Source organism: Pseudomonas sp. A2 (genome assembly GCF_023100865.1).
GTDB classification, from domain to species: Bacteria; Pseudomonadota; Gammaproteobacteria; order Pseudomonadales; family Pseudomonadaceae; genus Aquipseudomonas; species Aquipseudomonas asiatica.
In genome coordinates, this window is record NZ_CP039127.1 from 3,010,583 (window position 1) to 3,022,596 (window position 12,014).

General features: G+C 61.2%; 13 protein-coding genes. 7 read left to right on the plus strand and 6 right to left on the minus strand.

Going from position 1 to position 12,014, the window contains the following annotated elements; translation table 11 throughout:
• Window positions 1–202 precede the first annotated feature (202 nt).
• Window positions 203–1,525 (minus strand): APC family permease, encoded by a 1,323-nt coding sequence (locus E5221_RS14030; protein ID WP_247847693.1) that lies wholly within the window; start codon window positions 1,523–1,525, stop codon window positions 203–205.
• Between the two features lie 99 nt (window positions 1,526–1,624).
• Window positions 1,625–2,446 carry a carbon-nitrogen hydrolase family protein gene (locus E5221_RS14035; RefSeq protein WP_024087107.1) on the minus strand — a complete coding sequence of 274 codons (822 nt, stop codon included), beginning with the start codon at window positions 2,444–2,446 and terminating at the stop codon, window positions 1,625–1,627.
• A 162-nt stretch (window positions 2,447–2,608) separates the two neighbouring features.
• Here E5221_RS14035 and E5221_RS14040 point away from each other — a divergent pair, with 162 nt between their 5' ends.
• Window positions 2,609–3,397 carry a LuxR C-terminal-related transcriptional regulator gene (locus E5221_RS14040; RefSeq protein WP_015270268.1) on the plus strand — a complete coding sequence of 263 codons (789 nt, stop codon included), beginning with the start codon at window positions 2,609–2,611 and terminating at the stop codon, window positions 3,395–3,397.
• Window positions 3,398–3,488: 91 nt separating this feature from the next.
• On the plus strand, window positions 3,489–4,130 hold the full coding sequence (locus tag E5221_RS14045) for a dTMP kinase (RefSeq protein WP_013972571.1): 642 nt from the start codon (window positions 3,489–3,491) through the stop codon (window positions 4,128–4,130).
• A gap of 18 nt (window positions 4,131–4,148) precedes the next feature.
• Here the strand turns inward: E5221_RS14045 and E5221_RS14050 are convergent, their stop codons facing one another.
• Window positions 4,149–4,571 carry a hypothetical protein gene (locus tag E5221_RS14050; protein WP_061551475.1) on the minus strand — a complete coding sequence of 141 codons (423 nt, stop codon included), beginning with the start codon at window positions 4,569–4,571 and terminating at the stop codon, window positions 4,149–4,151.
• A 238-nt stretch (window positions 4,572–4,809) separates the two neighbouring features.
• On the opposite strand from E5221_RS14050, the gene E5221_RS14055 reads away from it, so the two are divergent.
• The 3 genes from E5221_RS14055 (at window position 4,810) to E5221_RS14065 (ending at window position 6,258) form a co-directional block, all read left to right on the plus strand.
• Entirely contained in the window at window positions 4,810–5,247 is a 438-nt protein-coding gene (locus E5221_RS14055; RefSeq protein WP_003258763.1) for a hypothetical protein, read from the plus strand.
• 1 nt (window position 5,248) lies between these two features.
• Entirely contained in the window at window positions 5,249–5,668 is a 420-nt protein-coding gene (locus E5221_RS14060; RefSeq protein WP_247847694.1) for a DUF6691 family protein, read from the plus strand.
• Between the two features lie 89 nt (window positions 5,669–5,757).
• Window positions 5,758–6,258, plus strand: a complete 501-nt coding sequence (locus E5221_RS14065; RefSeq protein ID WP_039613423.1) for a peroxiredoxin — start codon at window positions 5,758–5,760, stop codon at window positions 6,256–6,258.
• Window positions 6,259–6,792: 534 nt separating this feature from the next.
• Here the strand turns inward: E5221_RS14065 and E5221_RS14070 are convergent.
• A complete protein-coding gene (locus E5221_RS14070; protein WP_247847695.1) occupies window positions 6,793–7,623 on the minus strand; it encodes an oxidoreductase in 831 nt (276 codons plus the stop codon).
• A 127-nt stretch (window positions 7,624–7,750) separates the two neighbouring features.
• Here E5221_RS14070 and E5221_RS14075 point away from each other — a divergent pair, with 127 nt between their 5' ends.
• Window positions 7,751–8,641, plus strand: coding sequence for a LysR family transcriptional regulator (locus tag E5221_RS14075; RefSeq protein ID WP_247847696.1), 891 nt, complete (start codon window positions 7,751–7,753; stop codon window positions 8,639–8,641).
• A 100-nt stretch (window positions 8,642–8,741) separates the two neighbouring features.
• Window positions 8,742–9,200, plus strand: coding sequence for a MaoC family dehydratase (locus E5221_RS14080; protein ID WP_061551478.1), 459 nt, complete (start codon window positions 8,742–8,744; stop codon window positions 9,198–9,200).
• 22 nt (window positions 9,201–9,222) lie between these two features.
• Here the strand turns inward: E5221_RS14080 and E5221_RS14085 are convergent, their stop codons facing one another.
• Complete coding sequence (locus tag E5221_RS14085; RefSeq protein WP_061551492.1) at window positions 9,223–10,089, minus strand: patatin-like phospholipase family protein; 867 nt, start codon at window positions 10,087–10,089, stop codon at window positions 9,223–9,225.
• Window positions 10,090–10,176: 87 nt separating this feature from the next.
• Entirely contained in the window at window positions 10,177–11,964 is a 1,788-nt protein-coding gene (locus E5221_RS14090) for a thiamine pyrophosphate-requiring protein (RefSeq protein WP_247847697.1), read from the minus strand.
• Window positions 11,965–12,014: the final 50 nt, after the last annotated feature.

Genomic DNA, 12,014 nt, shown 5'->3' on the forward strand with positions numbered 1-12,014 from the left:
GGCCTTGCGTCGCGATGGGCCGCAAAGCGGCCCCCGGATTTCAGCATCAACGCAACAATCGCCGGGCTGCCATGCAGCCAATCGCGACGCTAGGCCGCTCCTGCACGGCTAGCGACCTGCCTTAGACTCAACCGCAAACACCGGCGCCGCCGGTGCCATCCAGAGCATCGCTCAAAGCGCCGTATCGACCTGAGTGGACAGCTCAGGCTTCCTCGAAGTGCATCTCCGGGGGCTTGCGCTTGAAACCACGGGTAATCACCGTCAGGTAGAGCACGCCGAGGCAGAGCCAGCCTGCCCCCAGGTAGATCGCCAGGTGATCAAGACTTGCCATCAGCCACAACGTGGATGCAAAGCCCACCAAGGGGAACGCGAGGTACATCAGTAGCGCGTTCGCACCACGCTGCTGCATGGCGACCCAGTAGTGGAAGATCACCGCCAGGTTGACCAGGCTGAAGGCGAGAAATGCACCGAAGTTGATGAACGAGGTGGAGGTCGTCACGTCCATGCGCAAGGCAAGCAGGGCGACCACCCCGCACAGGATGATGCTGGGCACCGGCGTGCTGAAGCGTTCGCTCAACCTTCCAAAGAATGACCCGGGCAGCACTCCGTCACGCCCCATCGCATACAGCAGCCGGGAGGCGCTGGCCTGTGCCGACAGGCCAGAAGTGAACTGGCCGACGATCAGCCCCAGCAGGAAGATGCTGACGAAGATGTCGCCACCGATGTTCTGGGCGATTTCATAAGCCGCCGCGTCGGCGTTGGCAAAGTCGGTGGACGGGTGAGCGAGCTGAACGAAGTAGCTGCAGGCGATGAACAGCCCGCCACCGATCAGGGTGATCAGCAGGATGGCTTTCGGGATGTTCTTGCGTGGTTCCTTGGTTTCTTCGGTCAGGGTGCTGACCGCGTCGAAGCCCAGGAATGAATAGCAGGCAATCGCCGCACCGCTCATGATCAGCGGCAACTGGGTGCCTTCCTTGTAGAACGGCTCGAGTGTCCACAGCGGTACCGTGGGGTCGCCCCAGACATAGTGCACCGCCAGTGCAACGAACGCCGCCAGCACCAGCAGCTGAATGAACATCAACAGGCCATTGACGGTCTTGGCCAGCCGCAGGCCGATTACATTGATCGTTGTTGTGATGCCGATGAATGCCAACACCCAAATGGCTTGTGGCACGCCCGGGAACGCCGAGTGCAGATAGGCCGCGCCAATGAGCCAGATCGCCATGGGCAGGAACAGGTAGTCGAGCAACACCGCCCAACCGGTGATGAAGCCCAGCTGCGGGCTGATCGATTTGCGCACGTAGGTATAGGCGGACCCGGCGACCGGGAAGGCGCGCGCCATGTGGCCGTAGCTCAAGGCGGTAAAGAGCATGGCGATGGCTGCAGCGAGGTAGGCTGCAGGTACCCTCCCTCCCGTGGTCTCGGCCAGGATACCGAATGTGCCCAGGACGATGATGGGGGTCATGTAGGCGATGCCGAAAAGCACCACCGAGCCCAGCGAAAGCGTTCGCTTGAGTGTGGCCATTACTGCTTGCTCCAGCTTGTGATTGTTATTCAGAGTCGAACACGCTGCCGTCCCTGGCGGCCTTGCATTCCAGTAATAGAGCCTGGAAGGGTGGAATTTTCAGGAGGGGATGATCAGTTCGCGAAGACCGTTGGCGTGCTCGACCTGTTCACCCGGCAGCTGGATGCGGCGCTGGGCGATGTAGGTGTAATCGCGCCGTGACTGCTGCAGTTGGTCCATGGCCAGCTCGACGGTTATCCGGCACTCGCCACGGCCGGCTTCGCACAGCAACTGGCCGTACGGGTCGACGACGGCACTGCCGCCGGCAAAGACCAGGCCGCCATCACCATCACCCACGCGGTTGACCATGACCGCAAAGGCCTGGTTTTCCATGGCGCGTGCGGTGATGGCGGTTCTGTGGGTGGGCCCGTACGGGTCCATGTTGCCGTTGGTGATGATGATCAGTTCTGCGCCCAGCTGCCCCAGGGCACGGGCGGTTTCCGGGAACTCGATGTCAAAGCAGATCAGCAGGCCGACACGGATGCCTTTGAACAGGGCTGTCGCAAAACGGTCGCCTGGGGTGAAAACCCCGCAGTCCGATGCCCAAAGGTGGGTCTTGCGGTAGGTGAGCGCTACGCCTTCAGGCGTGACAAGCACGGTGGTGTTGTAGAAACGGCCGTCGTCTGCGGCTTCGGCCATCCCGACGACCACGGCAACATTCTGCGCTTGTGCGGCCTGTTGGACTGCCGTGATGCTCGGGCCATCCAGTGGCTCGGCGATGCGGCCGATGTTTTCTTCGGTTGGGAAGCCCATCAGTTGGGTTTCCGGGAAGACCAGCAGATCGGTATCGGCGCCGCAGTTGCCGATCGCCTCGATGGTACGCTGCAGGTTGTACGCGGTATCGCCATCGCGACCGGCCAGTTGGACAAGCTCTACCTTCATTTCCAATCCTCGACTAACAGCTTCGACCGCCATGCCCTGGCGGCATGGGGTGTAAAAAACGATCCCGGTACAGGTTCGCTCAGCGTAAGCTAGCCCGGATTATGGGGTGGTCATCATGGCGGGGGGTATTACGCCCACGTGGTAACCCAACAGGGGTAGAGGATGAATTTTACGCTGCACGACATCGCCTGGCACCGATCGGTAGGCCAATTGATCGAAACCCTCGACAAGGACCACTTCTGGACAGCCTTGGTGCGGTTGCTGAACGAGTACGTTGCCTGCGACAGCTGGGTTGCGCTGCTGTTTTCCGCAGGGCGCCCGCAGGTGTTCGCCGAATGCCCCAGTGCAGACGGCAACCCTGACCCGCTGTTCCAGGACTACCTGAAGGGCTTGTACCTGCTGGACCCTTTCTACGTGGCCAGCCGAGAATCCGGGGGAACTGGCCTGGTACGCCTGTCGGATGTGGCCCCTGAGTGTTTCGAGCAGACGGACTACTACCAGCGCTATTTCCGACTTAACGTGGTTGCCGATGAAATTCAGTTCAACGTGCAGCTGGATGCGCAGCGCACGCTGTGCCTGTCGTTGGGTAGCAAGCGCCGGTTCAGCATCGAACAGGTCACCCTGCTTGAACTGTTGCGGCCGTGGGTCACTGCGCTGATGCGCCAGCGGATGACGTTCGAGCGGGAGTTGCTGGAAGAGGCCACCAAGCCTGCGCCGCACTGGCAAAGCCGCATGGAGGACAGGGTCGAGCAGATGGAGTCGCCGCTGACCGGGCGTGAGCTGGAGGTGGGGCGGCTGATGCTGAGCGGGTGTTCCAGCAAAGAAATTGCGCGCAAGCTTGAAATCTCCGTGGAGACAGTGAAAGTGCACCGCAAGCATATGTACAGCAAGTTGGGTATCAAATCGCAGTCGGAGCTTTTTTCGCTGTTTCTCCAGGCCCAGCTGGGTTGAATCAGGCTAGCTGCATGGCTCCACTGGCTTGTGATGAATACTGTGGCACCCAGGCCTGCGCTGCATCTTCAGATTCGACTGGTAATTAAAAATGACCCGCCCGCTGTTTGTTTCCATCGATGGGCCCAAGGGCACCGGCAAGACCACGCTTCTGGAGGCGGTTACCAAGGCCTTGCGGGCTGACAACAAGAAAGTGATCCGGCTTTGCGAGAAAAAAAGCGACCCCTACCGGGGGGAAACCATGGCCCTTGTCAATCAACTGGTCAGAAACCCCTCCCGGGACCTGGAATTGAGGGTATGCGAGCGCTTCGCCGAAAGCCGTGCCTGGATTTCCCGACACGTGCTGCCCAGGCAGCCAGCGGGCAGCATCATACTGATCGATCGCTGGTACCCTTCTGATGCCGCATTTCGCCGCAGCGTGGCGTTCGACGAGATCCTGCGCCTGAACCTCGAGCGAAATGTACAGGTGCCCGATTTGCATGTCGGGGTCGTCACGGCCCCCGATACTTCATGGGCAAGAGCCGCGGCAAGGACGCGCGGGCTGGGCAGTACGGTGATCCATAGCCTGGTCGAGCAGGTTGCCTGTACCGAAGCGTTCGAGCGTGCGGTTGCGGAACACGGCTGGGTATTGTGCCGTAATGAAGGGGCCATCGAGGATGCAACGCGGCAGATAGTGGCCGAGATCGATGGCGTGCTTCGACCACGCCATCGACCGCAGTGCGATCAGTGCTGAAACATCAGCGAGTACTGGTTACTGCTTCATGGGCATATCCATCATCGACGACTGCTGATCCATCATCTTCATCATCATGTCCATCATTCCGTCGCCCATACCCATGCCACCCTTGGCTCCCGACATTCCCATGCCCGAACCCATGCAGCCCGCAGCATGTTGCTGGTGCAGCATGGCCATGCTCTCCTTCATTGTCTTCATGCCCTCGCGCATGGCGGCCTGGCGCTCGGCAGGGGTCTTCGCGGCTGCGGCTTTGTCATGAGCAACCTGCATCTTATGCATTTGCTCGCTCATCGCCTTGTGCATGGGCGACTCGGAAGTTGTACTGGCGGCTGGGGCGCTGGTGGAGGCGTCGGCAGCCTGATTTTTGGCTTCGGCATGCGCCATGAATGCACTACCGGCCAGAACAACAGCAAGAACCAACTTCAATTGCGTTTGCATGGCGAACTCCACTTTTATGGATATATACGACGTGCCTCGAGGCCTTGGTATGCCTGGATGATTGCAGTCTAGGCGGCCATCTGGTCGCGAATTTGACCTGCATCAAACAAGTGCAGCTTCATGTACTTTGAATAGGCTGGCTAATCTCATTGAAGTTGTCGGCATAGGGTCGTGGTATTTTTCAGCTTTCTTACTGAACCGTTAGTTGTTCTCTTGTTCATGTTCCGGGAGAAATACGATGGCAATTGATTGGCTGGCCTTTACACCATGGTCCGCGCTGGCTGGTGGTGTGTTGATCGGGCTGGGGGCTGGGCTGTTCGCGGTGGTGAATGGCCGTATTGCAGGAATCAGTGGTTTGCTCGGTTCGATGCTGCAGCGAGGCGGGGAAGGGCGCAGAGAAAAGCTTGCCTTTCTTTTGGGGCTGCTGGCAGCCCCGTTGCTTTGGGGGATATTTGCCACGCTGCCGTCAGCCCGTTTCACCACGGCATCGTGGACGCTCATCGCGGCGGGCCTTCTGGTAGGGCTGGGGACGCGCTACGGCAGCGGTTGTACCAGCGGCCACGGCGTCTGTGGCCTGTCGCGCCTGTCACCCCGTTCGGCGGTGGCAACGCTGTGCTTCATGGCCACCGGTTTTGCCACGGTGTATGTGGTCCGCCATCTCGTACAAGGGGCCTGACATGCCAGTGTTCAGTGGTTTCATCGCCGGGCTGCTGTTCGGCGTGGGGTTGTTGCTTGCAGGCATGGCCGACCCTGCCAAGGTGCTCGGTTTCCTCGACATTGCCGGGCAATGGGACCCTTCATTGGCGCTGGTGATGATCGGGGCGATTGCCGCAGCATGGATACCGATGCGCTGGGCGAGCGGTCATCCAACGGCCCTGCTGGGTGGGGCGATGCAATTGCCTGGCCGACGTGATGTGGACCGCCGCCTTATCGGCGGCAGCCTGGTATTCGGCATTGGCTGGGGGCTTGCGGGCATCTGCCCGGGGCCGGCCCTGGTGCTGCTGCCTGCAGGGTACTGGCAGGCCTGGCTGTTCGTAGCTGCGATGCTGGTTGGCATGGGGTTGTTCCAGTGGTTTGAGGCGCGTCGTGGTAGCTGACATCCAGCTTCCAGGCCAGACCGCTGTATGTACGCACCTTGGTGGATGCTGCATCATGCCTGGCCATTTACCGTCCCACGGAGAAAACGATGATCAAGACCGGCGATACACTGCCCGACGTTACGCTTTACCAGTACAGCAACGGCGAGGGCGGCTGTGCAATCGGCCCGAACGCGTTTTCCCTGCACGAGCGCTGCAAGCAGAAAAAAGTGGTGATCTTCGGCTTGCCTGGTGCCTTCACGCCTACCTGTTCGCAGCGGCATGTACCGGGCTACGTGGCCGCGGCCCAGGACCTGTTCGCTGCCGGGGTTGCCGAAATTCTCTGTGTTTCGGTCAATGATGCATTCGTCATGAATGCCTGGGGCGCGAGCCTGCAGGTGGGCGAGGCGGTCAGGATGATTGGCGATGGCAATGGTGAATTCAGCGAGGCGCTGGGCCTGATCCAGGACCTATCGGCACGCGGCATGGGTCGGCGTTCGCAACGCTATGCCATGTTGGTCGACGACTTGGTGGTCAGGCACATTGCGGTCGAAGCACCCGGCAAGTTCGAGTGCAGCGACGCTGCGAGCATGTTGGCCTTGCTGCGTTAGTTCGTGAGCACTGAAGGCATGCGCTGTCTCGCTGAAAACTGAGCATGCGGGTGTTTCGCGTACCGCTGTGGGAGCGGGTTTACCCGCGAAGAATCCAATGCGGTGCTTGGCACCGGCTTCGCCGGTGTTCGCGGGTGAACCCGCTCCCACAGGGCCCTGCTAAATCAATGATTCATGTGTTGTTCTATGAGAACGGGTACTAAATAGGCCCATCAACCTCCGCTGGGCGCCTCACTCCGGGATGGCTTCAACTGACCCCCCTCCCAACGGGCAATCACCAGTGGTGCGATTGCATTGCCTAGCACGTTCAGCGTGGTAGTCCCGCTTTCAATCACTCGGAAGATGCCTGCGCTACGATCGCTCGTCATTTGGTGGGCGCCAGGTCGACCGCTTCATTGGCCTGGTTCACCCTGCAAACGTTGCCTTGAGCGTGCAGGTTACGCTCCTGGTCCAGCTGATTGTCGAGGCGGCTGTTCAATGCCACTGACAACCTGAACCGGCGCCCCCGGTTCAGGTTTGGCACGCCAGCGACGGCTACGCGGCAAAGTCGGTAGAGAGCGACAGGTCCCGCCACTGGGCCAGCTCTTGCTCTACCGCGCTGTTCTTGGCCTCGATGCGCGCGACGGCATCGCTGCCCAGCGCCAGGCGCAGTGGCGGGTTCGCTGCATTGACCAGGGCCAGCAGGGCTTCGGCCAGCTTCGCAGGGTTGCCGGGCTGGGCATGGTTGGCCGCCTCGGCGTGGTGGCGCATGACGCCGACGGTGGCTGCGTAGTCAGGCAGCTCCAAGGCTGTCTTCACCAGCGATTGGTCATCCAGGAAGTCGGTACGGAAGAAGCCCGGCTCGACCACGGTCACCTTGATCCCCAAGGGGGCCAGCTCCTGATGCATCGCTTCGCTGATGCCTTCGACCGCGAACTTGGTCGAACCGTACACCCCCCAGCCCATGTAGGCCTGGTAGCCGCCGAGCGACGAGATGTTGATCACGTGGCCGCTGCGTTGGCGACGCATGTGGGGCAGTACGGCGCGGGTTACGTTGAGCAGCCCGAAAACGTTGGTGGCGAACAGCCGTTCGGTTTCGCTGGCGCTGGTTTCTTCTACCGCGCCGAGCACGCCATAACCGGCATTGTTGACCAGCACGTCGATTTGCCCGAAATGCTTGATGCCAGCAGCGACCGCCGCATGGGCGTCCTCTTCGCGGGTCACATCCAGGCGCACGGCCAACAGGTTCGGGTGCCGGCCAAGGCGAGCCTCGATGTCTTCCGGGTTACGCGCCGTTGCGATGAGGGCGTCACCCGCTGCCAGGGCCTGTTGGGCGATCAGGGTGCCGAAACCGCGGGAAGCGCCAGTAATGAGCCAGGTACGCATGTCAACTCCTCCTGTATCCGACCCTGCACCATGCGGGCCTTCTCGATGAGTTGAGCGAACTTTAAAATCTGCGGATTGCTGTGATAATCCCATGAATATTACATTGGCCTTTGAGTAGCTTTCAGTAATGAAGCCAACCAGCACCGCCGATCTGTCCCTGTTCCTGTGCATTGCCCGCCACCTGAACTTCAGCCGCGCGGCAGTCGAGCTGGGCCTTACGCCCTCGGCCCTGAGCCATGCGCTGCGGGCTCTGGAAACCCGTCTTGATGTTCGCCTGTTCAACCGCACCACGCGCAGTGTGGCGCTTACCGAGGCCGGGGAGCGTCTTTACCAGAGGCTGCAACCGGCCTTTCGGGACATCGCCGACGCGCTGGAGGACCTCAACAACTTCCGCGACAAACCGTCAGGCAACCTGCGTATCACTGCCGGGCGCGCCGCAGTAGAGCTCGCGCTACTGCCATTGGCCAATCGCTTTCTACTGGCGTATCCGGATATACGCCTGGAAATCGTCAGTGACGATGCGCTGGTGGACATGGTGGGCACCGGCTTTGATGCTGGCGTGCGCCTGGGGGAGCGACTCCAGGCGGACATGGTTTCGCTGCCCATCGGCCCTTACCTTCGTTCGGTGGTGGTAGCGGCGCCCGCGTTTTTCGATCGATATCCTGTTCCACAGCACCCGCAAGACTTGAAGCAACTACCTTGCATCGGGCACCGCTTCCCTGGTGGCGCACTTTATCGATGGGAGTTCGAGCGCGGGGGTGTGCAACTGGAGGTCGATGTCCAGGGGCCCTTGGTATTGGGTGACGTCAGCCTGATGCTGGCGCCTGCCTTGCAAGGGCTCGGCCTGGCCTACGTGTTCGAAGACATGGCCAAGGAGCACCTGGAGCGTGGCCATCTGCAGGAGGTGCTGGAGGACTGGTGTCACTACTACCCGGGGCTGTATCTGTACTACCCGAGCCGCCGCCAGGTGCCTGCGGCGTTGAGGGCCTTCATCGAGTTCGTACGGGAGCAGCGCTAGCGTGAGCGTGGCTTTTGGAGGCAGGTTGGGAAGGGCTAAACTGGCGCCAGTTCCAGACGTTCGCTTTGCCGCCGCTGCCTGCATACCCCGGAGGTAACTCATGGCTTCTGCACCTGAAAGGCTCTTTTTCGAGGACTTGCAAGTAGGTGAGTCCTTCATGAGCGGCTCGTATGAAATGACCCAGGAGCGGATCCTGAGTTTCGCCTCGGAGTTCGACCCCCAGCCATTCCATACGGACCCCGATGCTGCCCAAGAAACCTTTTTTGCTGGGCTGGCTGCTAGCGGCTGGCATACATCCGCAGTCACGATGCGGTTGTTGGTAGAGAGTGTTCCAGTGGCTGGAGGGCTCATCGGCGCCGGCAGCGAAATCAGCTGGCCAAGGGCCGTGCGACCAGGTGACCTGTTGCGAGTGACCACAACCATAAGGGAGCTTGCCGCGTCGAAGTCCAAGCCTGACCGGGGCTTCGCTGTCCTTGAGAGCATCACGCTCAATCAGGACGATGCCGTATGCCAAACCACTGTTTCAAGGGTATTGGTGTTTCGCCGGGCAGATGTGTAAGGCCCCGAACTGTCCACATCATTCAATGCTCATGGGCATGCGAGTGAACGGTCAGGGCACCCGGCACCTTGGTCCGTTCGAGCCCGCCGTGGTCCAGCCACCGAAGCGTCTGCTCATAGGCCCGCTCCAGCAACGACTCGGTCTGGTCGAAGTTGAATACCGAGACATCGACCGGGCACAAGGGCGGAACGATATGCAGGCTGGTGAGCGTGCGGAAGTGTTCGATGTCACTCACAAGCTGGCGCATGCTCATCAGGTTGACAGTGTGCAAGGCCAAGGCGACAAGGCCGCGGGGCGGTTGAGTCAAGGCGCAGCTGAGCCCGGTGGGGATTACCACGACATTGCTGGCGCCCAGCGCTACGGCAGTCGAAATAGGCGTGTTGCTTGCCACACCGCCATCCACCAGGAACTGGCCGCCGATCTGCACGCAAGGGAACACCAGCGGTATCGCGGCGCTGGCCAGTAGCGCTTGCTCGAGCTCGCCATTGGACAGCACTGTCTCGGCACCACTTAGCAGGTCGGTGGTGACGATATGCAGGGGCAGTTTCGCATCCTCGATGCGATGGATCGGCAGCGCCTTGCCAAGCAATCGATGCAAGGCCGCTGGTTGCAGCAGGAAACCACGACGTTTGAGCAGGCCTCGGCAGGTATCGAGCCAGGACAAGGGAAAGATGTCGGTTCTGCTCAGGCCTCGCCAGAATTCGGCGAGTGTCTCGACACCCTGAGCGTTGGGCCTCGCTGCAAAGTAGGCACCGTTGATGGCGCCTACCGAGGCGCCAACCACCATGTCGAACTGGACTTCGGCTTCGACCAGGGCCCGCAGCATCCCCACCTGGACTGCACCCAGACTGCCGCCGCCAGCGAACACGATTGCGGTTTGCGTAGGCATGATTGCTGTCTCTGCGCAGACGTGTGTCGACTGAGTGTAGTTGGCCGGGTGCCGGCGGGGCTGGTTGCTGCCAGTGCCGCCCACCTATCATTTCTTGCCCGGCAATACCGAACCGAGAACTTGCCTGGCCGTCTGCACGATGACCCCAGCCTGGTCCGGGTCGCCCTTGATCAGGCTGTTGGCGAACTTCTTTGCCTGTTCAAGCTTGATGTGCGGCGGCAAGGGAGGAACGTCCGGATCGGTCTTGAACTCGATCAACACCGGTCGGTCAGCCGCCAGGGCTCGCTCCCAGGCGCCAGCAATGTCTTCTTCGCGTTCCACATAAATGCCTTGCAAGCCGATGGAGATGGCGAACAGATGGTAGGGCACATCAGGAATCGCCTGTGAGGCCTCGAACTTGGGGTCGCCCTCCATTACTCGTTGCTCCCAGGTCACTTGGTTGAGGTCTTCGTTGTTGAACACAGCGCAGATCCACTGGGGGTTTTCCCACTGGCGCCAGTACTTGGCGACGGTGATCAGCTCGGCCAGATTGTTCATCTGCATCGCCCCGTCACCCACCAATGCCACCACGCTGCGCCGCGGATGGGCGAACTTGGCGGCGATGGCATAGGGTACCGCCGCGCCCATGCTGGCCAGGCCGCCGGACAACGAGCACTGCATGCCCTGGCGTATCTGCAGGTCGCGGGCAAACCAGTTGGCGCAGGACCCGGAGTCGCTGGTGACGATGGCGTGGTCGGGCAGGCGAGGGGAGAGTTCGTGCACCACGCGCTGGGGGTTGATCGGGTCGGCCTTGACCAAGGCGCGTTTCTGCAGGGTCTTGTCCCAGTCTGCGCGCCAGCCTTCAACCTTGTCGCGCCAACGGCGCTCGGTCTTGTGTTCGAGCAATGGCAGCAGTGCCCGCAGCGTTTCGCTGGCGTCACCGACCAGGTTGACCTCCATGGGGTAGCGCAGACTGAGCATGTCTGGCTGCAAATCGATCTGCACGCCACGGGCCTGGCCTTCCTCAGGCAGGAACTCGGCGTAGGGGAAGCCGGAACCGATCATCAGCAAGGTGTCGCATTCGCTCATCAACCGATAACTCGGTTCGGTACCTAGCAGCCCGATGGCGCCGGTGACCCAGGGCAGGTCGTCTGGCACTACGGCCTTGCCCAGCAGCGCCTTGGCCACGCCTGCACCAAGCGTTTCAGCTACCGCGATCACCTGTTCGGTGGCTTGCAGTGCACCGGCACCGACCAGGATCGCCACTTTTCGTCCGGCGTTGAGTACCTCGGCGGCACGTTGCAGGTCCTGCTCGAAAGGCACCACCCTGGGCCTGCTGTAGCCGATGCCGGAATGCACCGTGCCATGGGCTTTCGGTGGTTCGTGGTAGGGCAGGTCCTGCAGGTCGTTGGGCAGGATGATGGCGGTGACCCGGCGTTCGCCGACGGCGGTACGTACAGCGCGATCGAGCAAGTGGCGCACCTGTTCCGGGGTCGAAGCCTGCTGGACGAAGGCACCTGCGACGTCCTTGAACATCGACAGCAGGTCCAGCTCCTGCTGGTAATGCCCCCCAAGCGCTGCTCGGGCCTGCTGACCGACGATGGCCAGCACTGGCTGGTGATCCATGTGCGCGTCATACAGGCCGGTGAGCAGATTTGAAGCGCCGGGGCCGGAGGTGGCAATGCACACGCCCAATTCGCCGGTGAACTTGGCATGGGCGCTGGCCATGAAGGCCGCCATTTCCTCGTGGCGTGCCTGGATGAACTGGATCTTGCCCTCGGCCCGGCTCAACGCCCCGAATACTCCATTGATGCCGTCGCCGGGGTAGCCGAAGATGCGCCGCACCCCCCATTGATACAAGCGCTCCACCAGAAAGTCGCCTACCGTGCTGGTCATTGCCTTCTCCCGTCCTGTGACCGATAGGGGTCTGGACTTGGCGCGGATCG

What these genes read in the sequence shown, in the direction of transcription:
- E5221_RS14060 (WP_247847694.1), top strand. Translation starts at nt 5,249, where the DNA reads ATGCCAGTGTTCAGTGGTTTCATCGCCGGGCTGCTGTTCGGCGTGGGG.
- E5221_RS14035 (WP_024087107.1), bottom strand. Translation starts at nt 2,446, where the DNA reads ATGAAGGTAGAGCTTGTCCAACTGGCCGGTCGCGATGGCGATACCGCG.
- E5221_RS14055 (WP_003258763.1), top strand. Translation starts at nt 4,810, where the DNA reads ATGGCAATTGATTGGCTGGCCTTTACACCATGGTCCGCGCTGGCTGGT.
- E5221_RS14075 (WP_247847696.1), top strand. Translation starts at nt 7,751, where the DNA reads ATGAAGCCAACCAGCACCGCCGATCTGTCCCTGTTCCTGTGCATTGCC.
- E5221_RS14040 (WP_015270268.1), top strand. Translation starts at nt 2,609, where the DNA reads ATGAATTTTACGCTGCACGACATCGCCTGGCACCGATCGGTAGGCCAA.
- E5221_RS14090 (WP_247847697.1), bottom strand. Translation starts at nt 11,964, where the DNA reads ATGACCAGCACGGTAGGCGACTTTCTGGTGGAGCGCTTGTATCAATGG.
- E5221_RS14065 (WP_039613423.1), top strand. Translation starts at nt 5,758, where the DNA reads ATGATCAAGACCGGCGATACACTGCCCGACGTTACGCTTTACCAGTAC.
- E5221_RS14030 (WP_247847693.1), bottom strand. Translation starts at nt 1,525, where the DNA reads ATGGCCACACTCAAGCGAACGCTTTCGCTGGGCTCGGTGGTGCTTTTC.
- E5221_RS14070 (WP_247847695.1), bottom strand. Translation starts at nt 7,623, where the DNA reads ATGCGTACCTGGCTCATTACTGGCGCTTCCCGCGGTTTCGGCACCCTG.
- E5221_RS14045 (WP_013972571.1), top strand. Translation starts at nt 3,489, where the DNA reads ATGACCCGCCCGCTGTTTGTTTCCATCGATGGGCCCAAGGGCACCGGC.
- E5221_RS14050 (WP_061551475.1), bottom strand. Translation starts at nt 4,571, where the DNA reads ATGCAAACGCAATTGAAGTTGGTTCTTGCTGTTGTTCTGGCCGGTAGT.
- E5221_RS14080 (WP_061551478.1), top strand. Translation starts at nt 8,742, where the DNA reads ATGGCTTCTGCACCTGAAAGGCTCTTTTTCGAGGACTTGCAAGTAGGT.
- E5221_RS14085 (WP_061551492.1), bottom strand. Translation starts at nt 10,089, where the DNA reads ATGCCTACGCAAACCGCAATCGTGTTCGCTGGCGGCGGCAGTCTGGGT.